Here is a 25,530-nt window from a genome sequence, read left to right as displayed (position 1 = left end):
GAATTCGTATTCATACTATCGCGTGATAGCTTAATTCCATTATTACTTTAGCAATAGGTCGGCGATCACGATTTTCTCTTGCTCAGATTTGGCCTTTAGCTCATTTGAGCCTCTGGTTATCGTCGCTACGCCTACGCCCAGCATTTGACTCACCTGTCGTTGAGACATATCGCCTTTCATCAGCTCACAGAAGATATTAATTCGAGCAACCAGAGCATCTCGCTCGTCTGGTGTCATCATCATAGTCAACAACAGCTCGTGCTGATCTTTTTCGACAGCCGTCTTTACCAAGTCCATCAGTTGTTGCCAATTATCATATTCAGGTTGTGATGCCATATCTCTACACTTACTTTTAAATTCTGACTTTAAAGAGTCGCTTAACGATTGAAAGCGTTTAACACTTTATACCGAAACACTTGATGCGATCCAATGTAAAAAGGCAGTAAGTGGAAATGGTTCGCACTCACTGCCTTTATTCTTACTCAGTTTCGGGCCAAATGCCGAAGGCTTAGTATTTCGTTTTTGCCTCATGGGGCGCTAAAAACGTCCCTTTCTCACCCAAGATATCTCGATAGTAGGTCTCAAACATCAAGATATTCTGAACGTAGCCACGTGTCTCTTTGAATGGGATCATTTCGATAAATGCAAAGGCATCGAGCTTTTCATCGCTGCGTGAACGCCACTGTTTCACACGGCTAGGTCCAGCATTATAAGCCGCAAACGCAAAGATACGGTTGTCATCATATTGAGCGAGTAAACCATCTAAGTAGTGACTGCCAATCTCAATGTTTTTGCCGACATCATAAAGATCATCGCTGCCCTGATACTTAATCTTATGTTTGTTCGCTGTGTATTGCGCCGTCTTGGGCATAATTTGCATAATGCCACGCGCGCCAACTGGAGAGCGAGCTTCTGAATCCATCGCACTCTCTTGTCTTGCTAAAGACATCAAAGTGATTGGATCGAGATCGTGCTTTTCAGCGTAGAAGTTAAACCACCACTTATGAGCAACAGGGAAGCGCAGCGCAATGTTATCCCACATCTTCGCAGAGATACTCGCTGTTACGGTAAAGTGATTCCAACGCTGTGTCGCAGCGTAAGCGGCAAGCATCTCTTTTTGCTCTTTATCTGCATTGGTCAGTAACCAGCGCCATTCACTTTTCGCTGCCGCAATTTTGTCTCGGTCAATCAGTTCACCAATACGCACCAAAGAGGTGTCGAATGGCTTCACTGTTTCAGCATTGTATTTAAGTGTCGATGTTGGATATTGAACTGGCTTACCTAACTGCTTAGCCGCAGCCACACTGTAGAAATTACGCTGACCCAAGATATCTGACAGTCGCTTATTGCCTTTGTCAGTATCGCCCGTCGCGATTTCAGCTCTGCCCTGCCAATATTGCCAACGAAGCGAAGCCTGATGTTTATCATCCAAGCGCGCTATCCACTCTTTCAAACCCGTCCAATCGGCATGTTGAATTGCTAAGCGAGCACGTCGTTCCAGCAGAACTTGCTTTGATGAACTCGCGAGCATTTTGTCGCGCCACACCATTAACTCTTCAGAGTCGGTGTTGATCAGACGAAACGTTAGGTAATCAGCGAGCTCTTGAGATTTCTCTTTCGAAAACTTCTGAGCCTTGATGACATCATCAAACACCTTTTGAGCACTGCTTGATGATTTCCTTGCTAGCTTCTCGAAAGCAAACTCGGTTTGAGCTTGGTAGAATTCATTCGCTGGATGTTTTTTAGCAAACGCGAGTACATTTTCAGGCTTGTTGTACAACGCCTTCATCTGCTTCGCTTGAGCAATTGACTCATCATGATCCAATTGCTTAATCAGATAGCTCATTAACTTACCGTTACGGCCCTCGAACGCTAGCAGCATTCTATCCAGAATCAGCTCATCAGTTCTTAGCCCAGCTTGATCCCAGCTTTTAAATAAAGGGTCACAAGCGTCATCAACACCACTACCACTCAACCAAAGTTGTTTAGCTCCTTTAAAGGCAAGCTCTTGGTTACCTTGCTCGTAATGCGCTCGATAATAAATACATTGGTATTTTTCACCGACAGGCTCTTTGGTTTGAAACTCAAGGATCGTCTTCCACTGTTTTTGAGAAGCCAATGAGTCCAAATAAGGTGCGCGCATTCGATTGGAGAAAGGCAATGCCTTGTTCTCTTCAATGAAAGCATCGACCTCAGCAGGTGTGCGATCACCTAAGCCAATCAGAAAGGCCCGATAATCGGTGTAAGGTGTTAAAGGGTATGTTTGAATTTTGTTACGCAGCGCGGAGTAAGCTTTTAGATCACGGCTGTCTAAAACCTCTTGCGCTTTGTCATAAACGTCACGCTGCATTTCAAGCTCGGATGCATTGCTAGCCATAGCGACCGGAGCCAGTGAAACCGAAGACAAAATTGCCGATGCAGCCACAGCAATTTTCGTATTACCAATGCGGAAAAACATTCGCTCTTTCCTTAGTGCGTGTATGAATACGTGAAGTCTATTTACGCCCGACATCACATCAAATGTAAAGGATTTGAGTGTAAATATTATTAATATTTAACACTTCGCCTCAGAAGCCCATTAAATATAGTTTTAATGACCAATGTGACAATAATAGGTAAGGATTAGTTCAAGAGTGGCTTTTCTGCCCTAGGAGTAACATCTTTGAGGATATTGGTATAAAATAGCAGACAATTTTGAACAATAATTAGGATCGATCGGCAATGGCTGAATACGTATATACCATGTCTCGGGTGAGCAAAACTGTTCCACCTAAGCGTCAAATTCTTAAAGACATTTCTCTTAGCTTTTTTCCTGGCGCTAAAATCGGTGTTTTGGGTCTAAATGGTTCAGGTAAATCTACCCTACTACGTATCATGGCTGGTATTGATACTGATATTGATGGTGAAGCACGTGCACAACAAGGTCTTAAAGTAGGTTACCTACCGCAAGAACCTGTACTAGACGAATCAAAAACGGTTCGTGAAATCGTAGAAGAAGCGGTTTCTGACGTTGCTGACGCACTTAAGCGTATCGATGCAGTTTACGCAGCTTACGCAGAACCAGATGCAGATTTCGATGCACTTGCTAAAGAGCAAGGCGAACTAGAAGCACTGATTCAAGCAAAAGACGGTCACAACTTAGAGACAGCTCTAGAGCGTGCTGCTGATGCACTTCGTCTTCCAGAGTGGGATGCGAAAATTGAATTCCTATCAGGTGGTGAGCGTCGTCGTGTTGCTATCTGTCGTCTACTTCTTGAAAAGCCAGACATGCTGCTTCTTGATGAACCAACCAACCACTTGGATGCAGAATCAGTAGCATGGCTTGAGCACTTCCTTGTTGATTACAGTGGTACTGTTGTGGCGATTACCCACGACCGTTACTTCCTAGACAACGCAGCTGGCTGGATTCTAGAACTTGACCGTGGTGAAGGTATCCCATGGGAAGGTAACTACACGTCTTGGCTAGAGCAAAAAGACGAGCGTCTTAAGCAAGAAAAAGCGGGCGAAAGCGCACGTCAAAAGACAATCGAAAAAGAACTTGAATGGGTTCGTCAAAACCCTAAAGGCCGTCAAGCTAAGTCTAAAGCTCGTATGGCTCGTTTTGAAGAACTGACGACTGGCCAATACCAGAAGCGTAACGAAACTAACGAACTGTTCATCCCGCCAGGTGAGCGTCTAGGTGATAAAGTTCTTGAAGTGAACAACCTGACTAAATCGTTTGGTGATCGCGTTCTTATCGACGACCTATCGTTCAGCATGCCTAAGGGCGCTATCGTCGGTATCGTTGGTGCCAACGGTGCAGGTAAATCAACACTATTCAAGATGCTAAGCGGTGCAGAACAGCCAGATTCAGGTTCGGTTGTACTAGGTGAAACTGTTAAGCTTGCTTCTGTTGATCAGTTCCGTGACAGCATGGACGACACTAAGACAGTATTCCAAGAGATCTCTGAAGGCGCTGATATCATTAAGATCAACAACTTCGAAATCCCTGCGCGTGCTTACTGTTCTCGTTTCAACTTTAAAGGCAACGACCAACAGAAGATCATCGGTGAGCTTTCTGGTGGTGAGCGTAACCGTGTTCACTTAGCGAAACTGCTAAAAGCGGGCGGTAACGTACTGCTACTCGATGAGCCTACCAACGACCTTGACGTTGAAACGCTACGTGCTCTTGAAGAAGCACTGCTTGAATTCCCTGGCTGTGCAATGGTTATCTCGCATGACCGTTGGTTCCTTGACCGTATTGCGACCCATATCTTAGACTACCGTGATGAAGGTCAAGTTAACTTCTACGAAGGTAACTATACTGAGTACACTGAGTGGCTTAAGCAGACTCTAGGCGCACAAGCGGCAGAACCGCACCGTATCAAGTACAAGCGTATAGCTAAGTAAATAAGCTTGTATTTTGAACAAAGGCCGCGATAATAGCGGCCTTTGATATATCTGGCTTACGTGTAATGCATCGATATAGAGAGATTACTTATGGTTGAAAGACGTCAATTTTCACGAGTTATTTATCAAGTCCCTACTGAGATCTCACAAGGACAAGTAAATATATCAGGCTCAGTGCAAGACTTATCACTCCATGGTTTACTCATTCAATGCAATGAATCAAAACAACTTAGCCATGATGTCCCTGTTCAAGTGAGCTTTAAGCTCGAAAACAGTGATATCAATATTCAGTTAGAAGCAACGATAGTCTCTACCATCAATACCTCAATGCGTTTACGCATAGAGCATTTAGATATTGATAGTATCAGCCACCTTAAGCGACTTGTGGAGCTTAATGTTGGCGACGATGAACTGCTTTATAGAGAGATTGAACACCTTACCGACTTAGGTAGTAAGTGACATCTCCATTACCCTTTTTCTATTAGAAGCATTTAGTTAATACAGAACCATGTCTAAAAAACTATCCATTACTATTCCCTCCAGTCAGGGGGAACAGACGTTTTACTTCGGCCGTAAAGCCGTGCTCATTTGCACTACTGCCATTTTTTCAGTACCGCTATTGATTGGCGGAGCGGCGTACATGCACTTCGAGAGTAAACAAGAACTCGCACTGCAAGCGGGTGATGCCCAACAGTTGATTGAAACACTGATTGTTGAAAAAGAACAAACAGAATTTCTTTATGCTGAGCAAGTAGAAACCAACCATTCGCTATCGCAAACACTGACCGAGAAAGAAGGCACGATTCAGCTACTTGGTAAGCGTGTATTCGATGTGGAATCAGTACTGGGTCTTGCTGATGAAGATCTGCTTACCGATGATATTTCTTTAGAAGATCGCATTGATGCGGCTGCAGTCGATTCAGCAGTAAGAGCCACAATGTTCCGCTTGATTCCAAACGACAGTCCGATGGCTTATCAACGTATATCTTCTTCTTATGGTAGCCGCACTAACCCTATTTCAGGGAAACGCCATGTACATACTGGTATCGATCTAACGTGTAAGCGTGGTGAAGATATTGTCGCGCCCGCAGATGGAGTCATTGAAACGGTACGCCCAAGTAAAAAAGGCTTCGGCAACTTTATTACTATGCGTCACTCGTTTGGTTTCATGAGTTCTTATGCGCACCTACAGAAGTTCAAGGTACGTAGCGGTCAGTTTGTGAGTAAAGGCGATGTGATTGCGAGCTGTGGTAACTCAGGTAACTCAACCGGCCCACACTTGCATTATGAAGTACGCTTCCTTGGTCGTTCATTGAACCCTCAATACTTGATGGATTGGACACCGGAAAACTTCAACTACGTGTTCGAGAAAGAGAAAAAGGTTAAGTGGGGCCCACTAGTTCAGCTGATTGATAATGTGGTTCGCTTGCAGATCAACCTGACTAACGTGCCTTACATTAGCTCGACCATCGACACCGTATCGAGTGAAGATAGCAAAAAACCTATCACGACTAACTAGTTGTTAATGGCTAACTAGTTGTTAATAGCTAAGACCTGTTGATTTGGCCTATGATGATCTAATTGCTTTTAGTCTACTGTAGGCAAAATGCTTTCATAGCGTTCAGCACAAACAAAAAGAGCGACCAGATGGTCGCTCTTTTTTATGATTTCAAATCAGTATTAACCACGATGAATCGAGTCATGTGCTTGTTTTAGAAGACTTTGGCTCTCTTGCAAGAATTGTTGTGAGTAGTCACCAAACCAATCACTCACTTGGTTGAAGCTCTCAACAAACTTAGCCTTATCTTTGCCATCTAGAATTTCTAACGCTTCTCCGAAACAGCTATGGAAGCGTCGAATCATCTCAATATTCTCATCCGAAGAAAGAATGATATCGCCGTACAAGTTCGGGTCTTGAGCAAACAGACGACCAACCATCGCAATCTCAAGTCGGTAGATTGGCGAGCTTAGTTTCAGAAGTTGATCAATGTTCGGGTTCTCTTTACTCAGGTGCAAGCCGTAAGCAAAAGAGGTGAAGTGACGAAGTGCTTGAATCAAGGTCATGCCGTGATCGTGTTCAGCTGCATCCATCTGGCAAAGGCTCGCGCCCCAAATACCAAATTGATTCAGTAGCCATTGGTAACTTTCAGAACCACGACCATCACTGTAAACAATCACCTGCTTAGCAAGGCTAGGAACATCAGGGCCAAACATTGGGTGCAATCCAACTACTGGGCCTTGATGCATGTTCATCATTGCTTGTAGAGGTTTAGATTTAATTGACGTCAAATCACATAGAATACAATCGCTTGGTAGATTACCTAGCTTCGCAATCACACCTTCCGTTAGGTGAATTGGAACCGTAACAACCACAAGCCCAGCATTATCTAAGATTTCGTCGGCCTTATCCCAATCTTGGCTGCCAAGGATTTTTACTTCGTAGCCAGACAGTTTGAACATACGACCAAACAAGCCACCAAGTTGACCATTACCACCAACGATAACCACTGAACGTAACTCTGGGTTAAGACACTTAAAGCCAGAATCTTTCTCGCTGGCATAAGACTCACGCATAGTACGACGCAAAATATCTTCGATTAACTGTGGTGGAACCCCTATTTTCTCAGCTTCTTGACGACGAGATGCCAGCATCGCAGCTTCACGCTCTGGTACATAAATAGGTAAACCATGTTCACTTTTTACTTCGCCTACTTTCTCTACTAGAGCAAGGCGTTGAGCCAGTAAATCCAACATTTGTTTATCGACAGCATCGATTTGGTCGCGTAATTCGTTCAGTTCAACGGCCATTTTATTCCTTACTAATCTATAAGCCCGTGCCAATCTATAAGCCCACAATCATGCAGGTTCGCTAGCAACAGATCTTAAAATGCCTCATTAGATGAGGCACTTAAATTTAAACTCTGACTAACCTTTCAAGCGGTTCTCTAAGAACGGGACTAATTCCGTATGTGCATGTTTTAATAGTGCCTCAGTTGAATCCCAATTGATACACGCGTCGGTAATAGAAACGCCGTATTTCATCTCATTGAGAGGTATATCCGAAGATTGGTTTCCTTCGTTAATATGGCTTTCAATCATCAGGCCGATAATCGACTTGTTGCCTTCACGAATTTGGTGAATCACATCTTCTGCAACTAAAGGTTGGCGACGGAAATCTTTACGAGAGTTCGCGTGGCTACAGTCGACCATTAGCGCTGCCTCTAAACCAGATTTACCCAGCTCTTGCTCACATTCGTGTACCGATACTGAATCGTAGTTCGTCTGCTTACCGCCACGTAAAATCACGTGACCATTTGGGTTACCTTGCGTTGTTAGTAGTGCAACTTGACCTTCGCGGCTGATACCCATGAAACGGTGGCTAGAAGAAGCCGCCTGCATTGCGTTGATTGCAGTGCCTAGGTTGCCATCGGTGCCGTTTTTAAAACCGATTGGCATTGAAAGACCACTTGCCATCTCACGGTGAGTTTGAGATTCAGTCGTACGAGCGCCAATAGCCGCCCAGCTGAAGGTATCTGCTAGGTATTGCGGGCTAATTGGGTCTAATGCTTCAGTCGCTAGTGGGATTTCCATCTCAGCGAGTTCAACAAGTAGTTCACGACCAACATGCAGACCATGCTCAATATCGAAAGTGCCGTCTAGATGTGGGTCATTGATCAAACCTTTCCAACCGACAGTGGTACGAGGTTTCTCAAAGTAAACACGCATAACAATATACAGTTGATCGCTAAGTTGCTCAGATAAGGCTTTTAGGCGTTTCGCGTACTCTTTCGCAGCTTCAATGTCATGGATAGAACATGGGCCACATACAACAAGCATGCGATGATCTTTCTTATGAATGATGTTTGCGATAGTTTGACGAGACTCTTGAATGAAACGACGAGCATTATCACTCAAAGGCAGTTTTGCTTTTAACTCCTCAGGAGTAATCAGTACCTGTTCGTCGATGATATTGACATTGCTTAATTCACTTTTCTGCATAACTCAACCTGTATATTTATTTTTACACCCAACATTTCCATTTGGGCTAACAATCTTTAAAAACACAATAACAGCTAAAAAAACGATTGCAAGTGTAAACAATAAAAAACATTAACTGTAAATTTTATCTTACATATTGAATTTAGCTCACTCTAAGAGATAAATAGGTTTAAACCATGGATCACACATACAAAAAAGGCGATATTTATCATATCGCCTTATCTAAAATTATTATGTGTTTATTTATCACTCACTGCCTAGCATTCGCTTAATCGTCTCTGAGGTCTCTTTCCACCTAGCATCCGAGTGAAGTGTCGACAAATCAAAGCTGTGTTTTTTAAGCAATGAGTTGGCTAAAGGCACCTCTTGAATCGCTAAGTTATCCAGAGCTTCAATTTGTGCATCTCGTTTATTACACATCAACACCATGTCACAACCTGCATTCAAGGCCGCTTTCGCTCTGTCGGCTGGTCCACCCATAATGGCAGCGCCTTCCATCGTTAAATCGTCAGAGAATACCAAGCCTTTAAACCCAAGCTGCTGCTTCAATACTTTCTGTAGCCAATACTGTGAACCACTCGCAGGTTGATCATCATAGTGAGAGAAAACCACGTGAGCTGGCATCATGGCATCCAATATTCCAGCTTCAATTTGCGCCTTGAAGATTGCCATGTCGGTTTCGAAGATGTCGTCTCTAGGGTCATATGGCGTCTCTAAGTGTGAGTCAGCAATCACGCCACCGTGTCCAGGGAAGTGCTTGCCTGTCGTCGCCATGCCAACCGACTTCATGCCTTTGATGAAAGCGCTGCTATGACGAACAATGGTATCAATATCTTCGCCAAACGCTCGGCTACCAATCGCTTTACAGTCATGGCCTTTGTCTAATACTGGCGCAAAGCTCAGATCGATATCGTGGGCAATCAATTCTGCCGCCATCAGCCAGCCAGCCTGTTCTGCTAAGTGTTCACCGTTATTCTTGGTCGCAAATTCCTGAGCAGCAGGAATAATTGAAAAGCCGTCACGAAAACGCTGAACTCGGCCACCTTCTTGGTCAACACCAATCAAAATAGGACGTTTCGCTACCTTACGAATTTCTTTGTTTAACGCCGATAACTGTTTGCTATCGTGGTAGTTTCGAGCAAATAAGATGAGACCACCAACAGTTGGGTGCTCTAAAATTTCTCTGTCTTCAGCTGTCAGCTCGTAGCCTGCAACATCAACCCACAACGGTCCCATATTTATCCCTTATTAAACCTAATTTCATAAACTTCCCGAGATTATTCTCTTTAAATTTGCTTTACAATGTTTTTAAACCAATCTGTGGAAGACTTTAAGAATGCAGTGCAAGAGCTTAGAAATGGATCATAAAGAACTGTATATCGGTGTGATGTCAGGGACGAGTATGGACGGTGTTGATACGGCCTTAGTGTCGATTGAAGATACGCGCATCACATTGCTTGCTCATGATGAGTTCCCAATGCCTGACGACCTCAAAGTGCGTCTGCTTGAAGTTTGTATTGGTCAGAAAACCGATTTGATTGCCATTGGCGAACTCGACCACCAGCTTGGCCATCTGTTTGCTGATGCGGTTCTGCAACTTCTCGAAAAGTCAGGCACACCAGCACCTTCTGTAACTGCGATAGGTAATCATGGTCAAACAGTGTTCCACCAGCCAACAGGCGATTCGCCATTTACCATGCAGTTGGGTGATGCCAACATCATTGCCGCTAAAACACAGATTCAAACGGTTGCCGATTTTCGACGTAAAGACATGGCATTAGGCGGACAAGGTGCGCCATTAGTCCCCGCCTTCCACCATACGATTTTCCACCCGCAAGACAGCTCGGTTGTGGTGTTGAATATTGGTGGTATCTCGAATATTTCAGTGCTGCGCCCTAATCAGCCAACGCTTGGTTATGATACAGGTCCGGGCAATATGTTGATGGACGCTTGGGTTGATAAACACACGGGTGAGAAGTTTGACCGTGATGCGCAATTTGCGCTTAAAGGTCAACTCAATCAAGCTTTACTCGAACAGTTGTTAAATGAATCTTATCTATCTCAAATACCACCGAAAAGTACTGGTAGAGAACTGTTTAATCTACCGTGGCTAGAGCAACAATTAACAGAATTTAAAGATCTTGCAGCAGAAGATGTTCAGCGCACACTTTGTGAATACACCGCATTGACGATAGCCAATGAAGTGGAGACTTATCGCTTGGGTGACCAGCCTGCACTGTATGTGTGTGGCGGTGGTACACGAAATCCATTGTTGATGAAGAGGCTGTCTGAACTGCTTCCAAGTTGGGAGGTTGACTCAACCACCAGTAAAGGCGTGGACGCCGATTACATGGAAGCGATGGCTTTTGCGTGGCTTGCTCAACGTCATATTCATCAACTGCCAAGCAATTTACCAGAAGTGACTGGCGCAAGCAGAGCGGCCTCTCTAGGCGTTCTCTATCGAGCTGACTAAACAACTTTAGAACCATAATTTTAGAATCACCATTTAAGGATCATTATGAGTAACGACGCTCTCATATCAGCGCTCTCGCACCTCGTTTCGGAGGGGAGAAACCCTGACACTATGGATATTGATCTGCTCACCTCTCTCGAAGTGGTTGAAAAGATTAACCAACAAGACAAACAAGTCCCACTGGCGATTGAAGCGGAACTGCCACAGATCGCGAAAGCGGTCGATAAAATTGCTCATGCCTTTCAAAACGGTGGTCGACTGATTTATATGGGCGCAGGCACCAGTGGTCGATTAGGTGTGTTAGACGCCTCAGAATGCCCACCGACTTTCGGTGTTTCGGACAAAATGGTTATCGGCTTAATTGCAGGCGGACCAGAGGCGATTTTAAAAGCCAAAGAAGGTGCAGAAGACTCGCTAACTCTCGGCATTGAAGATCTGAAAGCGATTCAGTTTTCAGAAAATGATGTCGTGGTAGGTATTGCTGCGAGCGGTCGCACACCTTACGTGATTGGTGCACTCAACTATGCCAATCAGCTTGGCGCAGTAACGGTTGCATTATCTTGTAACCCTGACTCTCCAATTGCTGAAATCGCTCAAATCGCAATTAGCCCGGTGGTTGGCCCAGAAGCATTGACTGGTTCAACACGACTCAAATCAGGTACAGCACAAAAGCTGGTGCTTAATATGCTGACCACTGCCAGCATGATTCGCATTGGTAAGAGCTACCAAAACCTTATGGTCGACGTAAAAGCGACCAATGAAAAGTTGGTTGCCCGCGCCGCTCGTATCGTTATCCAAGCAACGGAGTGCGATAAAGCACTGGCGGTGTCGACACTTAAAGCGACTGATTACGATGTGAAGTTATCTATTTTGATGATTCTAACAGGGTTAGATTTAGAGTTAGCCAAGGCTCAGCTTGATAAGCAAAATGGCTTCTTGAGAAAAGCCGTCGAGAATAATCAGTAATCTTAATTTGGCTTGTAGCTTCTCATTTAGACAGCTACTTCAACGACATACAAAAAGACCAGCACACACGCGGTACTGGTCTTTTTTTAGTTTTAATTTTTTATGGCTAGCTTGGGCTTAATAGTCGTTTGAGAACTCGTCCCAGCCGCGTTGCCATTCCATACGGAAACGTTGAGCGTCTTCCGTACCAGAACACACGCCTTCATACACCTGACCAGATAAACCAATCTGATAAGCATGGTTCGGATTACAATATTCAGTCACACCTAGGTGATAACCTTCTGTGTAACTCGCTTGATCGACTGCGCCAAGCTCAGTCATCTCTGAATACGAACGCTGAGTGTGGCCTTTGATACCATCACGATAGCCAATCTCTTGCCAATTGCCTTCAGCTGCTAAATCTTGAACATTGGCGCTGCATCCTGCAAGGCTAAATGCCACGGCGAATAGTACGATTATTTTTTTCATTTCAATCCTTTATATTGTTACTTCACCACTTTCTGACGAAGCGCTGCCTTTGTGGTGATTCTCCGCTGAACGCCTATCGATGTCCACTTATTGTCTAATGTTCGCCACTTTAGGTTCATTCCGACCACTCAGAATCAATAGTCGCCGTTAAGCCAACTCAAACAACCTCTCTATAGAGCTAATAGGCCTCTCGATAGAAATATCGGCCACTCAGCACAGTGAACAAACCACTAAATCAGTTATAACACCGCTAAATTGGCTATTCGACCACTCACTCTCGTAGCGGAAGTTTCTTCTCATCGACTCCTTTAATATACACCCTGACTTAATTAATACATTCAGGGATAACAAATTATGATGTGGTTTCTTACCTGTGTCGCAGCACTCATTGGTGGCTACTTTATTTACGGTACCTTTATCGAGAAGATTTTCGGTATCAATGAAAAACGCCAAACACCTGCTCACACTAAGCAAGATGGCGTGGACTACGTTCCAATGTCGACACCAAAGGTTTACCTAGTTCAGCTGCTTAACATCGCAGGTGTAGGTCCAATCTTCGGCCCTATCATGGGTGCCCTTTATGGTCCAGCAGCAATGCTTTGGATCGTTCTAGGTTGTATCTTCGCAGGTGCAGTACACGACTACTTCTCAGGTATGTTATCTATCCGTAATGGCGGAGCTTCGGTTCCAACCATCACTGGACGTTACCTAGGCAATGGCGCAAAACACTTTATGAACATCTTTGCCATTGTTCTACTGCTTCTTGTTGGTGTGGTATTCGTATCTGCTCCAGCAGGTATGATCACTAACCTAGTGAACGACCAAACTGATTTCGCGATGTCTGCAACTACGATGGTTGTTATCATCTTTGCTTACTACATCATCGCAACGATTGTCCCTGTCGATAAAATCATTGGTCGCTTCTACCCACTGTTCGGTGCACTGCTTATCTTTATGTCTGTTGGCCTAATCACTGCGATTGGTCTATCTGACGAACACCAAATCATGGGGGGCTTTGAGATCAGCGACATGTTCACCAACATGAACCCGAATGACCTACCACTTTGGCCTGCTCTCTTCATCACTATCGCATGTGGTGCTATCTCTGGCTTCCACGCCACTCAGTCTCCTCTGATGGCGCGTTGTATGGAAAACGAGAAGAACGGTCGCTTCGTATTCTACGGCGCAATGATTGGTGAAGGCATCATCGCTCTAATCTGGTGTGCACTTGCTCTGTCTTTCTTCGGTTCGGTTGAGTCTCTGTCTGACGCAATTGCAAACGGCGGCCCAGGTAACGTGGTATACAGCGCTTCATTTGGTCTACTGGGTGTATTTGGCGGTATCCTTGCTTTCCTTGGCGTGGTTATCCTACCAATCACTTCTGGTGACACAGCGTTCCGTTCAAGCCGTCTTATCCTTGCTGAATACTTCAACATGGAACAGAAAACACTGCGTAACCGTCTACTAATGGCGTTACCACTGTTCGTTATCGGTGGCGTCCTGACTCAAGTTGATTTCGGTATCATCTGGCGCTACTTCGGTTTTGCTAACCAATCAACAGCCGTAATGATGCTGTGGACAGCTTCAGCTTACCTACTTCGCCACAACAAACTGCACTGGGTAACAACAGTTCCAGCTATCTTCATGACGTCTGTGTGTATCACATTCATCCTGAACAACAGCCAACTGGGCTTCGGTCTACCAATGCAAATCTCAACCATCATTGGTGTGGTGAGTGCGCTAGGTGTTGCGGCTTACGTTATTAAAATTTCAAAAGGCAAAGGCGATATCGACCTAGCTGATGAAGAAGAGAAAGAAGCAAAAGGCGTCACCAAAACAGCCTAGTTCTTTAAGGCTCTTGGGAACAAGAGACCAATCTTCATAGAAAGAGATAAAAGAACAGCCAAACACAACTTCGCTTGCTCCCGTAATCACTCAGTGATTCGTGGAACCTAAGACTAAAGCCCGTCCACTGTGATGGGCTTTATTGTTTGTAGGCGTTAGTGCTTTCGACTCTGGGAAGCGAATATAGGCTACTAAAACACAAGCAAAGCTACCGTTACCAAGCAATGAGCTTTACACTTAACAAGCGTCTCAATAGGTGAAAATATGGAACTCATTCTCTCTCTGCTGCAACAAACCTGCGTCTACTTAGTGATTGCTTACATGCTGAGTAAAACCCCACTGATTCTCCCTTTGTTGAGCATCTCTTCACGCTTAGGCCATAAGATCAGCTGCTACGTTCTGTTCTCCCTATTCTGTATTATGGGCACCTATTTCGGACTGCAAATCAATGATGCCATCGCCAACACGCGAGCGATGGGCGCGGTAATGGGCGGTTTGTTTGGTGGTCCTGTAGTTGGCTTTGCGGTCGGCTTTACTGGCGGGATTCATCGCTATTCATTGGGTGGATTTACGGACTTAGCTTGTGCTATCTCAACGACAGCAGAAGGCTTGATTGGTGGCCTGCTGCATGTGTACTTAGTCAGAAAGAACAAAGCCAGCCAACTGTTTAATCCGTTAGTGGTTTTCTCGGTAACCCTGTTTGCAGAGATCATTCAGATGCTGATTCTGCTGGCGGTCGCAAAACCCTTCGAACAATCCTATGCTCTGGTCTCCGATATTGCGGCGCCAATGATCATCGCTAACTCGGTCGGTGCAGCACTGTTCATGAGCATCATCCAAGACAGAAAAACCATCTTCGAAAAGTACTCGGCTACCTTCTCACGCCGCGCACTGACCATTGCCGAACGTTCGGTGGGTATTTTGCATGGTGGGTTCAATTCCGATAACGCACAAAAAATCGTACGTATCGTTTATGAAGAGACCAACGTAGGGGCGGTAGCGATTACCGACCGAGAGAAAATCCTCGCGTTCGTTGGTATTGGTGATGAACACCATATTCCGAACACCCCGATTTCATCGCAAAGCACGCTCACTTCGATGGAACAGAACGACATCATCTACCTTGATGGCAAAGAGAACCCATACCAATGCTCCTTGTCGCAGGATTGTAAATTGGGTTCTGCGTTGATTATTCCATTGCGCGCGGGTAACGAAGTGGTCGGCACCATCAAGCTCTATGAGCCAAAGCTGAAACTATTCTCAACTATCAATATGTCGATGGGTGAAGGTATCGCTCAACTATTATCGAGCCAGATCCTATTTAGCAACTACCAGCAGCAGCAAACGCTACTGACACAAGCAGAAATCAAACTGCTGCACGCTCAAGTGAACCCGCACTTCTTGTTCAATGCGCTTAATACTATCAGCGCAGTAACACGTCGTGACCCAGATAAAGCTCGAGAGTTGATTCAACACCTGTCTCACTTCTTTAGAAGCAACCTAAAGCAGAACATCAACACCGTGAAGCTCAAAGACGAACTGGCACACGTCAACGCTTACCTGACCATAGAGAAAGCACGCTTTACCGATCGACTAGAAGTGGAATGGGATATCGACCCGCAGTTATATGAATCTCAATTGCCGAGCTTTACCCTGCAACCGCTGGTAGAAAACGCCATCAAACATGGGATATCTAATATGTTGGAAGGCGGTAAAGTAAAGATCTCTAGCGAGGCTTTCGAGGGTGGGTTCAAGTTAACCGTTGAAGACAATGCAGGTAATTATCAGAAGCCATCTCAAGATCATGTAGGATTAGGGATGGAAATTGTTGATAAACGACTCACTAATTTCTTTGGACAAGATTCAGCACTAAAAATAGAATCTCAACCACAGCAATTTACTCGAATGAGCTTTATCATACCTATACTCAAATAATGGTATTTTCGGAGACGGATCGCTCCGAGTTGAAACATTTAGAAGCAGACATTTAAAAGATAAGCGTGAACCAAGCAGGGATAGAACCAAGATGAAGATTGTAGGATGTTAAAGGCACTAGTTATCGATGATGAGCTTTTTGCTCGCGAAGAGCTGATTGAGCTGCTGACCGAAACCGGAGAAGTGGAAATCATAGGCCAAGCGAGTAACGCGATCGAAGGACTGAAACAGATCAACCTACTCAAGCCTGATGTCGTGTATTTGGATATCCAAATGCCGCAGGTTACTGGGATTGAGCTGTTAAGCATGCTTGACCCAGATACCATGCCCTACGTGGTATTCGTCACCGCCTACGACCAATATGCGATTCAAGCCTTTGAAGATAACGCTTTTGATTACCTACTTAAGCCAGTCGAGCCTTGTCGATTAAACAAGAGCGTTTGTCGCCTGAATAAGGTCATCAAACAAAATCAGAAAGCACCAGAACAGAACATCTCAGCGATTGCTCCCTGTCACTTAGAGCAAATCCCATGTATTGGTCATAACCGCATTGTGATCATGGCAAGCCAAACGGTAGAGTGCGCCTATTCCGATATCAGTGGTGTGCATGTTCGTAGCTCATCGCAAACCGCAACCTCACAGTTAACACTAAAGATCTTGGAAGAAAAGACCGATTTGATCCGCTGTCATCGACAGTATTTGATCAACATAAAATCGATCCAAGAGATCAAACTGCTAGAAAATGGATTAGCAGAGATCATTACCCTGACTGGCTTTGAAGTCCCGGTGAGTCGTCGTTATTTAAAGACTTTAAAAGAGCAACTCGGTCTCCAGTAACGCGTTAGAATTAGACGCCTTGTTCCAAAGCACGATCAAAAAAGCCAACGTATCAACGTTGGCTTCCTGCTGTTTACAAATCAATAGTGTTTGCAAATCGATAGTGTTACGCATCGATCTTGTCACCAATCAATAGAGATTAGTCGACTTGCTTAATCTGTAGCTCTTTTGGTACTTCAAAGAACATGTTCTCTTCACGACCTTGAATCTCTTCAACGTCAGTCGCACCTAGCTCACGAATACGATCTAGAATTTGGTTTACCAGCTCTTCAGGAGCAGAAGCACCGGCTGTTACACCGATTTTCTTTTTCCCTTCAACCCACTCGGTTTGAATGTCTTCAGGACAGTCAGTTAGGTAGCCTGGTGTGCCTAGTTTCTCAGCTAGCTCTTTTAGACGAGTTGAATTCGATGAGTTCTTAGAACCAACCACTATCACCACATCAACGTCATTCGCCATCTCACGCACAGCGTCTTGACGGTTTTGAGTCGCGTAACAGATGTCGTCTTTACGTGGGCCTTGAATCTCAGGGAACACTCGACGTAGCTCTTCAATCACATCTGCAGTTTCATCTACTGATAGCGTAGTTTGGCTAACATAGTGCAGGTTACTTGGATCATTCACCACGAGGTTCTGTACGTCCTCTGGTCTTTCAACCAAGTACATACCACCAGTTTGGCTCGCGTACTGACCCATAGTGCCTTCCACTTCAGGGTGACCTGCGTGGCCAATCAGTACCACTTCCATATGTTTGCGGCTCGCACGAGCAACCTCCATATGAACTTTAGTCACCAAAGGACACGTCGCATCAAATACCGTTAACTCACGCTCTTTCGCTTCTTTACGAACCGCTTGAGAAACACCGTGAGCCGAAAAGATCACGATGTTGTCGTCTGGCACCTCACTCAGTTCTTCGACAAAAATAGCACCACGCTGCTTGAGCCCCTCAACAACAAAGCGGTTGTGTACCACTTCATGGCGAACATAGATCGGTGGCTGATACATTTCGAGTGCACGCTCTACGATGCTGATCGCACGATCGACACCGGCACAAAAGCCACGAGGGTTAGCTAACATTATTTTCATTTCATTGCTCATCATTTACCGCGGTACTAAGGTTGCTTCTATAGAGTTCGCCGTCAGCGAGGTTCGCATTCTACAGTGAAGCGTCTAGACAGTGAAGCTCTGGGTGAGATCACAGCTGTAAGGCTATCTTATTCTAGCGTGAAGACAGCTATTCTAACGTTAAGAGAGTTATTCTACCGTTAAGATATTGACGTCAAAGGTAACGTCTTGACCAGCGAGTGGGTGATTAAAATCAACCGTCACTGAATCACCTGCGATCTCAGTAATAATACCTGGAATTTCCATACCGTCAGGACCTGAAAATGCCATGATAGTGCCCACTTCAACTTCAGAGTCGCCAACAAACTTAGCACGATCCATATAGTGAATATGATCTGGGTTTGGCATACCAAACGCGTCTTCCGCCTTCAGTTCGATAGACTTTTCAGTGCCGGCTTCAAGTCCAAGTAAGCACGCTTCAAAGTTCTCACTTAGGCTGCCATCACCCATGACGAACTTCGCTGGTTTGCCCATGTTCTCCGTACTATCGGCAACTGAACCATCCTTCATTTTAATCGTAAAATGTAGAGTTACTGCTGAATCATTTTTAATTGCTGCCACGTTACTTTCCTTAGACTTCTTTATTATTTGAGGATGCGCTGTGCTTTGCTTCCTTGTTGACTGAAGCATAAAAAAAAGCGCCGTCGGAATCAACCGACAGCGCTTAGGGCTATTCTATTCTATTCTGTGAGTCATAGACTGACTTTGAAGCAAGCTATTTGCTTTCGTCTTTCTTACGGAAACCATCTAAGATGATCATCGCAGCACCGATACAGATTCCCATATCCGCTAAGTTAAATGCAGGCCAGTGGTAAGTGCCCCAGTAGAAGTCTAAGTAATCGACAACAAAGCCATGTACGACTCGGTCAAACACATTACCTACTGCACCACCAATGATGATCGCATAAGCAATGTTATTCCACTTCTCTGTTGCTGGTAGTTTGCTCATCCAGTACGTCAGCATACCTGTTACCGCAAATGCGATACCCGTAAATAACCAACGCTGCCAACCACTTTGATCACTCAAGAAGCTAAACGCTGCACCGTAGTTATGCACGTACAAAAAGTTAAAGAATGGCAGCACCTCAATACGGTTTGCCCAACCATAACCCATATTGTCCATGACAAAGAGTTTAATGCCGATATCAGCCAAGAAGACCAATAGAGCCAGCCATAACCAACGTACACCAGATTGTTTTAACGAAACTTCACTCATTTCTATTCCTAGTATTTACGAAGTTGGTATTCATTGTTAGTCACCTTACGTGACCTTGATTACCAACTTGGTTAAACACATTTCCTATAACTAAAAATAACCCCAGTTGATACTGGGGCTATGATTTTTACAAAAAGTTCAGTCTTTCTCTGAGTCGTTATGCGAACTTACGCACTTCGCCTTCACCGTCGATGTTCGACACACAACGACCACAAACTTTCTCGTGACCTTCGATAGTGCCTACATCTGGAGTGTGGTGCCAGCAACGGTCACACTTCTCAGCTTCAGTAGCCGCAACTTGAACGAATAGACCAGCAACGTCTGTCGCTTGCGCTGCATCAGACTTCTCGCTCAGTAGCTTAACAACAGCTGCAGAGGTGATAAGTACGAAACGTAGCTCATCTTCTAGCTTGTTGATTTTAGCCGCTAGTGCATCGTCAGCGTATAGAGTAACTTCAGCTTGCAGTGCACCACCGATCGTTTTCTCTTTACGAGCATCTTCAAGAAGCTTGTTCACTGCGCCACGAACAGACTGGATTTCAGTCCAGAATTCGTTGCTTAGCTCTTCGCCTTCTGCAAGACCAAATAGACCTTCGAACCACTCACCTGTGAATACGAACGTGTCGCGCTGCTCTCCAGTTGGTAAAGAGCTTGGCATTTCGTTCCAAATTTCATCTGCAGTGAACGACATGATAGGTGCCATCCAACGAACTAGAGCTTCTACGATGTAGTAAAGCGCCGTTTGACAGCTACGTTGAGCATGGCTGCCCTGCTTCGCTGTGTACTGACGGTCTTTGATTACGTCTAGGTAGAAAGAACCCATTTCGATAGAACAGAACTGCATTAGACGTTGAGTCACACCGTGAGTGTTGTACTCGCCGTATGCTTTAACAATCTCTTCTTGTGCAGCTTGAGCACGGCCAACAGCCCAGCGATCAAGTGCAACCATCTCTTCAGCAGGAACTAGGTCAGTTTCAGGGTTGAAACCGTTCAAGTTCGCTAGGAAGAAACGAGCCGTGTTACGAATACGACGGTAAGCATCCGCTGAACGCTTCAGGATTTCATCAGAAACCGCAACTTCACCCGTGTAGTCTGTAGAAGCAACCCATAGACGCAGGATATCTGCACCTAGCTTGTTGGTTACGTCTTTAGGAGCAACAACGTTACCGATAGATTTAGACATCTTACGGCCGTTACCATCCACTACGAAACCGTGCGTTAGTACTTGCTTGTACGGTGCTTCGTCTTTCATCGCGATAGATGAAATTAGAGAAGACTGGAACCAGCCACGGTGTTGGTCTGAACCTTCAAGGTAAAGATCAGCACTGTGAGTGCGCTCTTCGTTCGGGAAGTTGTACTCTTCACGAGAATCAACAACAGAGAAGTGCGTAACACCTGAGTCGAACCATACGTCTAGCGTATCCATTACTTTTTCGTACTTATCAGCGTCTTCTGCGCCCATAAGTTCAGCAGCGTCTACATCCCACCAAGCTTGAATGCCTTTCTCTTCAACTAGCTTCGCAACTTTTTCAATAAGCGCTGGGCTTTCTGGGTGAAGTTCTGCTGTTTCTTTATGAACAAACAAAGCAATTGGCACACCCCAAGTACGTTGACGAGAGATACACCACTCAGGACGACCTTCAACCATGCCTTCGATACGGCTTTGACCCCATTCAGGCAACCACTCAACACTCTTGATTGACTCTAGTGCTTTAGCACGTAGGCCAGCTTGATCCATAGAGATGAACCATTGTGGTGTTGCGCGGAAGATGATTGGAGTTTTGTGTCTCCAACAGTGTGGGTAGCTGTGCTCGTAAGCGTGGTGATGCAGAAGTGCACCTTTCTCTTTTAGAACTTCTAAAACAGAGTCGTTCGCTTTGAATACGTGCTGACCAGCAAATAGCTCTGTATCTGGCAGGTAAACGCCGTTAGAACCAACTGGGTTAGCGATTTCTAGGTTGTACTTTTTACCAACCACGAAATCTTCTTGACCGTGACCAGGCGCAGTGTGAACCACACCAGTACCTGAATCTGTTGTTACGTGATCGCCAAGAACTGCAGGAACAGTAAAGTCGTAGAACGGGTGGTTGAACTGAGAAAGCTCAAGATCAGCACCTGTAGCAAAACCAAGGTTGTGGAAGTGCTCGATACCTGCACGATCCATTACGTCTTTTGCTAGTTCAGAAGCAACAACGATACGTTGAGCAGGCTGGTCGCCATTCGCTTCAACTTGGATAAGCACGTATTCAAGATCATCACGTAGACATACTGCGCGGTTAGCAGGCAGAGTCCATGGTGTTGTTGTCCAGATAACGATAGAAATTTCGCCTTGACCCGCATGACCTTCAGCTAGAGTAAATTTCTCTAGAAGCGCCGCTTCGTCAGCTGCTGTAAATTTCACATCGATAGATGGAGAAACTTTATCTTTGTATTCAACTTCAGCTTCAGCCAGAGCAGAACCACAATCAGTACACCAGTGAACGGGTTTGAAACCTTTAAGAAGGTGACCTTTGTCTGCGATTTTGCCAAGAGAACGAATGATGTTCGCTTCTGTGCCAAAATCCATAGTGCGATAAGGTTTGTCCCACTCGCCCATGATGCCAAGACGTTTGAAGCTCTCTTTCTGACCTTCAACTTGACCCGCAGCGTACTTTCGACACTCTTCGCGGAATTCAGCCGCCGAAATCTTCTGACCAGGCTTACCTTTCTTCTTCTCAACCATTAGCTCGATTGGAAGACCGTGACAGTCCCAACCAGGGATGTACGGTGCATCAAAACCAGAAAGGGTCTTAGATTTGATAATAATGTCTTTAAGAATCTTATTCAGCGCGTGGCCAATGTGAATATCGCCGTTCGCGTATGGAGGGCCATCATGCAGTACGAAAGATTTTTTACCTTTCTTTGCCTTACGGATTTCGCCGTAAAGATCTTCTTTGTACCAACGCTTCAGCATTTCTGGCTCACGATTTGCCAGATTGCCGCGCATTGGGAACCCTGTTTCTGGTAAGTTCAGGGTATCTTTATAATCACTCATCGATTCTTAATTCCGTTATATTGGGCGAAGTTAGACATTATGTTAATCGGTGGAATCATCCGATTAATTCTTTAGCTGAAGCAGCCACACCCTTGCGGCTTCAGCATCCAATTCTATTTGATTCTTTAGTGCGTCGAACGATTCAAATTTTATCTCGTCGCGCAGTTTGTGCAAAAGTCGTACTTCTAACTGTTTACCATATAAATTGGCTTTAAAGTCAAAAAAATGCACTTCCAATTGCTGCCTTACCCCATTAACTGTTGGTCGTTGTCCAATATTAGCAACGCCACCGACAGGAACACCGTCGATATCCAAAGCTTCAACAACATACACTCCCGATACAGGAGAAACACAACGCTTTAATGGAATATTAGCGGTAGGGAAACCGATAGTTCTCCCTAGTTTTCGACCATGGGACACTCGACCACTAATACTGTAATCACGTCCTAACATGGTAGCACTTGCAGCCAAGTCATCGACCGCTAATGCATTTCGTATCTCAGTACTGCTTACTCGTAATTGGTTTAAGCAATAGCTTTGGGTGCTGACCACCTCAAAACCGTACTTCTCGCCCGCCTCTTTGAGCATAGCGAAATTACCGGTACGACCTTTACCAAAGCAAAAATCGTCACCAACCACCAAGAACTTCACACCAAGCTTATCAACCAAAAGATCCTTAATGAATGCTTCCGCGGATAAACTTGCAAAATACTGATTAAAATTAACACACAATAAGCGACTGATATCTAGCTTACTCAGTTGCACGTATTTGTCTCGTAAACGAGTTAAACGTGCTGGCGCTCTATCTCGGGCAAACAGCTCCATAGGCTGCGGTTCAAACGTCATAACAACAGAAGGTAGCCCTAATGCTGCAGCTTGTTTAGAAACCTGACTCAAAACCTCTTGATGTCCTAAATGAACACCATCGAAGTTACCTATGGTTAATACACAGCCATGATGCTGCGCTTTAATATTGTGTATACCTCGGATCAGTTCCATTATGATCAGCTAAAACCTGTTATTTGCATCATTTATTGTGTGAAACCGACGGATTATATACTAATCAGTATTAATCTGTCGCTGCTTTTAAATGTTTTACTCGGATACCTAAAATCAGTACCGAAACAATATAAACAAAGCCACCAAGTCCAATCAAGCCAGTTAATGTCAGCGCTCTCTGGCTAAAGCTCCATTCAAGCCAATGTTGCATATTATCCAGCTGCCATAAAATAGCCGCTACCATCACCACACCTGAGATAATTAATTTGGCACTGAACAACAAGGTTGTCTTAGTTAATTGATACACACCCGCAAGGTGCAATCCTCGATATAACAAGGCCATATTCACAAAGGCAGACAGTGCCGTCGCAATCGCCAAACCCACATAGCCATAAAAATAAGCAAAGATCGCGTTAAACACCATATTGGTCACCATAGCGATAATGCCGTACTTAACCGGTGTTTTGGTATCTTGGCGAGAGTAATAGCCCGGAGCTAAAACTTTAATCAGCATGAAATTAAGCAAGCCTGATGCGTAAGCTACCAATGACATCGATGCTTGCTGTACATCGTGTGGAGAGAACTCACCACGCATAAATAGCACCATCAACATGGGTTTAGCTAAAACGATAAGACCTAACATCGCAGGAATACCAAGCAGCAACACCATGCGCACGCCCCAATCCATGGTATGCGCGAACCCTTCCCCTTGAGCATCTACGTGTTTACGAGACAAAGCAGGAAGAATCACAGTCGCAATCGCGATACCGAATAAACCGAGAGGAAATTCAAGCAGTCGGTCTGAGTAGTACAACCAACTGATAGAGCCTGTTGCGAGGAAGCTGGCAATAAAGGTATCAAACAATAAGTTGATTTGGCTGACCGATACACCGAACAGAGCAGGGATCATTAATGTGCGGATCTTAACCACACCCGGGTCTCTCCATCCCCACTTCGGCTTAACCAACACACCCGCTTTGATCAAGAAAGGCATTTGGAAAAGGAATTGGACTAAGCCACCAAGAAACACACCAATAGCCAAACCAATTTCTGGTTGTTCTAAATTAGGTGAGATAAACCATGCAGCGCCTATGATCATCACGTTCAAGAACACAGGAGTAAAAGAAGAGACCGCAAATTTACCTAATGTATTAAGAATGGCACCAGATAAAGCGACGAAGGTGATAAACCATAAATAAGGAAAGGTAATCTTGAGCATAAAGCTCGCTAGCTCAAATTTGGGTGCTGATGGGCCATCATTTAGCCAGTCGATAAACCAACCCGCACCAAACATCGCGGTGATCACGCCAGAGCCCAATACCCCGATGACGGTGACAATAGAAACTAAAACCCCGAGCGTCCCCGACACCTTAGCAATTAAATCTCGTGTCTTATCTTTATCACCTGCGGCGTGATATTCCGTTAATACAGGAACAAACGCTTGAGAAAACGCACCTTCTGCAAAAAGTCGACGTAAGAAATTAGGAATTTTATTAGCGAAGAAAAATACGTCGGCACTCGCTCCTGCCCCCATCAAATTTGCTACTACTACATCACGTACTAGCCCCAATACACGGGAAACAAAAGTCATTGCGCTGACAATCAGGCCTGACTTTAATAGTCGTTTACTCACAGAAACCTCTGACACTGGTTGATTACTTTCAAGCGAGGATAAATACTATCCTGTCCTAAGAAGCATATTTATTAGCATTGGTCTAAAAATGCTGTTAGAATCCCCGCCATCTTAACCGCGATGACCTTTCCATACCAAAGTTTGTTTGGCTACGATTGGTTTTTGCACAAATCATTTGACAATTAAGCGCTAATGAGGGATAGTCCTCGCCCTTAAATTGTCACCGAACTAAGTTTTTGGGAGTTAGACCCTTGGCAAACAGTAAATCTGCTAAGAAGCGCGCTATCCAAGCTGAGAAACGTCGCCAGCACAATGCTAGCCGTCGTTCTATGATGCGCACTTACATGAAAAAGACTATCGCAGCTATCGCAGCTGGTGATAAAGAAGCTGCAACTGCTGCTCTTGTAGAAGTTACACCACTTCTTGACCGTATGGCGACTAAAGGCCTTATTCATAAGAATAAAGCTGCACGTCATAAGTCTCGTTTCGCTGCTGCAATCAAAGCTCTTTAATAGAAATTTGATTACAACGCAAAACGAAAAAAACCGGCCTAGGCCGGTTTTTTTATATCTAAATTTTGAGTAACGCTTTTATTTGGTTCATCGCGGCTTTC

Annotated in this window: 21 protein-coding genes; 9 read left to right on the top strand and 12 right to left on the bottom strand. The window is 44.8% G+C overall.

Annotated elements, in window-relative coordinates; genetic code table 11:
• Nucleotides 1-42: 42 nt before the first annotated feature.
• Together trpR and sltY are read right to left on the bottom strand one after the other, a co-directional pair.
• Nucleotides 43-336: a trp operon repressor gene (gene trpR / locus AB4138_RS20965; protein WP_102394033.1), complete on the bottom strand. Its 294-nt coding sequence runs from the start codon at nucleotides 334-336 to the stop codon at nucleotides 43-45.
• 172 nt (nucleotides 337-508) lie between these two features.
• Complete coding sequence (sltY, locus tag AB4138_RS20960; RefSeq protein WP_102321444.1) at nucleotides 509-2,458, bottom strand: murein transglycosylase; 1,950 nt, start codon at nucleotides 2,456-2,458, stop codon at nucleotides 509-511.
• Nucleotides 2,459-2,721: 263 nt separating this feature from the next.
• Between sltY and ettA the strand changes: the two genes are divergently transcribed.
• From ettA to AB4138_RS20945, 3 genes are all read left to right on the top strand, one after another.
• Nucleotides 2,722-4,389, top strand: a complete 1,668-nt coding sequence (gene ettA, locus AB4138_RS20955) for an energy-dependent translational throttle protein EttA (protein ID WP_017071393.1) — start codon at nucleotides 2,722-2,724, stop codon at nucleotides 4,387-4,389.
• Between the two features lie 90 nt (nucleotides 4,390-4,479).
• Nucleotides 4,480-4,848, top strand: coding sequence for a PilZ domain-containing protein (locus tag AB4138_RS20950; protein WP_017062857.1), 369 nt, complete (start codon nucleotides 4,480-4,482; stop codon nucleotides 4,846-4,848).
• A 49-nt stretch (nucleotides 4,849-4,897) separates the two neighbouring features.
• Nucleotides 4,898-5,908 carry a M23 family metallopeptidase gene (locus AB4138_RS20945; RefSeq protein ID WP_029235086.1) on the top strand — a complete coding sequence of 337 codons (1,011 nt, stop codon included), beginning with the start codon at nucleotides 4,898-4,900 and terminating at the stop codon, nucleotides 5,906-5,908.
• A 161-nt stretch (nucleotides 5,909-6,069) separates the two neighbouring features.
• Here the strand turns inward: AB4138_RS20945 and tyrA are convergent, their stop codons facing one another.
• The 3 genes from tyrA to nagZ all read right to left on the bottom strand — a co-directional run bounded on the left by tyrA (nucleotide 6,070) and on the right by nagZ (nucleotide 9,624).
• The gene (gene tyrA, locus AB4138_RS20940) at nucleotides 6,070-7,197 is read right to left on the bottom strand and encodes a bifunctional chorismate mutase/prephenate dehydrogenase (RefSeq protein ID WP_017056144.1); all 1,128 of its coding nucleotides are present in this window, start codon (nucleotides 7,195-7,197) and stop codon (nucleotides 6,070-6,072) included.
• A 117-nt stretch (nucleotides 7,198-7,314) separates the two neighbouring features.
• On the bottom strand, nucleotides 7,315-8,388 hold the full coding sequence (locus AB4138_RS20935; RefSeq protein WP_017059354.1) for a 3-deoxy-7-phosphoheptulonate synthase: 1,074 nt from the start codon (nucleotides 8,386-8,388) through the stop codon (nucleotides 7,315-7,317).
• Between the two features lie 246 nt (nucleotides 8,389-8,634).
• Entirely contained in the window at nucleotides 8,635-9,624 is a 990-nt protein-coding gene (gene nagZ / locus AB4138_RS20930) for a beta-N-acetylhexosaminidase (RefSeq protein ID WP_017059353.1), read from the bottom strand.
• 121 nt (nucleotides 9,625-9,745) lie between these two features.
• Here nagZ and AB4138_RS20925 point away from each other — a divergent pair, with 121 nt between their 5' ends.
• A complete protein-coding gene (locus AB4138_RS20925; protein WP_372307571.1) occupies nucleotides 9,746-10,861 on the top strand; it encodes an anhydro-N-acetylmuramic acid kinase in 1,116 nt (371 codons plus the stop codon).
• 45 nt (nucleotides 10,862-10,906) lie between these two features.
• Nucleotides 10,907-11,827 carry an N-acetylmuramic acid 6-phosphate etherase gene (gene murQ / locus AB4138_RS20920; RefSeq protein WP_050651903.1) on the top strand — a complete coding sequence of 307 codons (921 nt, stop codon included), beginning with the start codon at nucleotides 10,907-10,909 and terminating at the stop codon, nucleotides 11,825-11,827.
• A 117-nt stretch (nucleotides 11,828-11,944) separates the two neighbouring features.
• Here murQ and AB4138_RS20915 read toward each other — a convergent pair whose 3' ends face one another.
• A complete protein-coding gene (locus tag AB4138_RS20915; protein WP_017059350.1) occupies nucleotides 11,945-12,295 on the bottom strand; it encodes a DUF2799 domain-containing protein in 351 nt (116 codons plus the stop codon).
• Nucleotides 12,296-12,649: 354 nt separating this feature from the next.
• Between AB4138_RS20915 and AB4138_RS20910 the strand changes: the two genes are divergently transcribed.
• The 3 genes from AB4138_RS20910 (at nucleotide 12,650) to btsR (ending at nucleotide 16,912) form a co-directional block, all read left to right on the top strand.
• The gene (locus AB4138_RS20910) at nucleotides 12,650-14,140 is read left to right on the top strand and encodes a carbon starvation protein A (RefSeq protein WP_372307568.1); all 1,491 of its coding nucleotides are present in this window, start codon (nucleotides 12,650-12,652) and stop codon (nucleotides 14,138-14,140) included.
• Between the two features lie 264 nt (nucleotides 14,141-14,404).
• A complete protein-coding gene (locus AB4138_RS20905; RefSeq protein WP_371724419.1) occupies nucleotides 14,405-16,075 on the top strand; it encodes a LytS/YhcK type 5TM receptor domain-containing protein in 1,671 nt (556 codons plus the stop codon).
• Nucleotides 16,076-16,180: 105 nt separating this feature from the next.
• A complete protein-coding gene (btsR, locus tag AB4138_RS20900) occupies nucleotides 16,181-16,912 on the top strand; it encodes a two-component system response regulator BtsR (protein ID WP_017070063.1) in 732 nt (243 codons plus the stop codon).
• A 139-nt stretch (nucleotides 16,913-17,051) separates the two neighbouring features.
• On the opposite strand, the gene ispH is transcribed toward btsR, so the two are convergent.
• The 6 genes from ispH to murJ all read right to left on the bottom strand — a co-directional run bounded on the left by ispH (nucleotide 17,052) and on the right by murJ (nucleotide 24,917).
• Nucleotides 17,052-18,008 (bottom strand): 4-hydroxy-3-methylbut-2-enyl diphosphate reductase, encoded by a 957-nt coding sequence (gene ispH / locus AB4138_RS20895; protein ID WP_029235087.1) that lies wholly within the window; start codon nucleotides 18,006-18,008, stop codon nucleotides 17,052-17,054.
• 156 nt (nucleotides 18,009-18,164) lie between these two features.
• Nucleotides 18,165-18,596 carry an FKBP-type peptidyl-prolyl cis-trans isomerase gene (fkpB, locus tag AB4138_RS20890; RefSeq protein ID WP_017062866.1) on the bottom strand — a complete coding sequence of 144 codons (432 nt, stop codon included), beginning with the start codon at nucleotides 18,594-18,596 and terminating at the stop codon, nucleotides 18,165-18,167.
• A 154-nt stretch (nucleotides 18,597-18,750) separates the two neighbouring features.
• Nucleotides 18,751-19,251, bottom strand: coding sequence for a signal peptidase II (lspA, locus tag AB4138_RS20885; RefSeq protein ID WP_004739521.1), 501 nt, complete (start codon nucleotides 19,249-19,251; stop codon nucleotides 18,751-18,753).
• Nucleotides 19,252-19,408: 157 nt separating this feature from the next.
• Nucleotides 19,409-22,285 carry an isoleucine--tRNA ligase gene (gene ileS, locus AB4138_RS20880; protein WP_372307565.1) on the bottom strand — a complete coding sequence of 959 codons (2,877 nt, stop codon included), beginning with the start codon at nucleotides 22,283-22,285 and terminating at the stop codon, nucleotides 19,409-19,411.
• Between the two features lie 63 nt (nucleotides 22,286-22,348).
• On the bottom strand, nucleotides 22,349-23,284 hold the full coding sequence (gene ribF / locus AB4138_RS20875) for a bifunctional riboflavin kinase/FAD synthetase (RefSeq protein ID WP_017062867.1): 936 nt from the start codon (nucleotides 23,282-23,284) through the stop codon (nucleotides 22,349-22,351).
• A 70-nt stretch (nucleotides 23,285-23,354) separates the two neighbouring features.
• The gene (murJ, locus tag AB4138_RS20870) at nucleotides 23,355-24,917 is read right to left on the bottom strand and encodes a murein biosynthesis integral membrane protein MurJ (protein WP_032545655.1); all 1,563 of its coding nucleotides are present in this window, start codon (nucleotides 24,915-24,917) and stop codon (nucleotides 23,355-23,357) included.
• A gap of 251 nt (nucleotides 24,918-25,168) precedes the next feature.
• Here murJ and rpsT point away from each other — a divergent pair, with 251 nt between their 5' ends.
• Nucleotides 25,169-25,429, top strand: coding sequence for a 30S ribosomal protein S20 (gene rpsT / locus AB4138_RS20865; protein ID WP_004739529.1), 261 nt, complete (start codon nucleotides 25,169-25,171; stop codon nucleotides 25,427-25,429).
• The last annotated feature ends 101 nt before the right edge of the window (nucleotides 25,430-25,530 follow it).

The sequence above is a fragment of the Vibrio sp. 10N.286.52.C3 genome (genome assembly GCF_041468865.1).
Classification (GTDB): Bacteria; Pseudomonadota; Gammaproteobacteria; order Enterobacterales; family Vibrionaceae; genus Vibrio; species Vibrio crassostreae_C.
This window is presented reverse-complemented; position numbering and strand designations above follow the sequence as displayed.

Excerpts from the sequence above, each read along its gene's own strand:
- AB4138_RS20945 (WP_029235086.1), top strand. The coding sequence starts at position 4,898 with ATGTCTAAAAAACTATCCATTACTATTCCCTCCAGTCAGGGGGAACAG.
- ileS (WP_372307565.1), bottom strand. The coding sequence starts at position 22,285 with ATGAGTGATTATAAAGATACCCTGAACTTACCAGAAACAGGGTTCCCA.
- AB4138_RS20925 (WP_372307571.1), top strand. The coding sequence starts at position 9,746 with ATGGATCATAAAGAACTGTATATCGGTGTGATGTCAGGGACGAGTATG.
- sltY (WP_102321444.1), bottom strand. The coding sequence starts at position 2,458 with ATGTTTTTCCGCATTGGTAATACGAAAATTGCTGTGGCTGCATCGGCA.
- AB4138_RS20915 (WP_017059350.1), bottom strand. The coding sequence starts at position 12,295 with ATGAAAAAAATAATCGTACTATTCGCCGTGGCATTTAGCCTTGCAGGA.
- AB4138_RS20905 (WP_371724419.1), top strand. The coding sequence starts at position 14,405 with ATGGAACTCATTCTCTCTCTGCTGCAACAAACCTGCGTCTACTTAGTG.
- AB4138_RS20935 (WP_017059354.1), bottom strand. The coding sequence starts at position 8,388 with ATGCAGAAAAGTGAATTAAGCAATGTCAATATCATCGACGAACAGGTA.
- AB4138_RS20950 (WP_017062857.1), top strand. The coding sequence starts at position 4,480 with ATGGTTGAAAGACGTCAATTTTCACGAGTTATTTATCAAGTCCCTACT.
- ispH (WP_029235087.1), bottom strand. The coding sequence starts at position 18,008 with ATGAGCAATGAAATGAAAATAATGTTAGCTAACCCTCGTGGCTTTTGT.
- ettA (WP_017071393.1), top strand. The coding sequence starts at position 2,722 with ATGGCTGAATACGTATATACCATGTCTCGGGTGAGCAAAACTGTTCCA.
- AB4138_RS20910 (WP_372307568.1), top strand. The coding sequence starts at position 12,650 with ATGATGTGGTTTCTTACCTGTGTCGCAGCACTCATTGGTGGCTACTTT.
- tyrA (WP_017056144.1), bottom strand. The coding sequence starts at position 7,197 with ATGGCCGTTGAACTGAACGAATTACGCGACCAAATCGATGCTGTCGAT.
- lspA (WP_004739521.1), bottom strand. The coding sequence starts at position 19,251 with ATGAGTGAAGTTTCGTTAAAACAATCTGGTGTACGTTGGTTATGGCTG.
- btsR (WP_017070063.1), top strand. The coding sequence starts at position 16,181 with ATGTTAAAGGCACTAGTTATCGATGATGAGCTTTTTGCTCGCGAAGAG.
- murQ (WP_050651903.1), top strand. The coding sequence starts at position 10,907 with ATGAGTAACGACGCTCTCATATCAGCGCTCTCGCACCTCGTTTCGGAG.
- trpR (WP_102394033.1), bottom strand. The coding sequence starts at position 336 with ATGGCATCACAACCTGAATATGATAATTGGCAACAACTGATGGACTTG.
- ribF (WP_017062867.1), bottom strand. The coding sequence starts at position 23,284 with ATGGAACTGATCCGAGGTATACACAATATTAAAGCGCAGCATCATGGC.
- nagZ (WP_017059353.1), bottom strand. The coding sequence starts at position 9,624 with ATGGGACCGTTGTGGGTTGATGTTGCAGGCTACGAGCTGACAGCTGAA.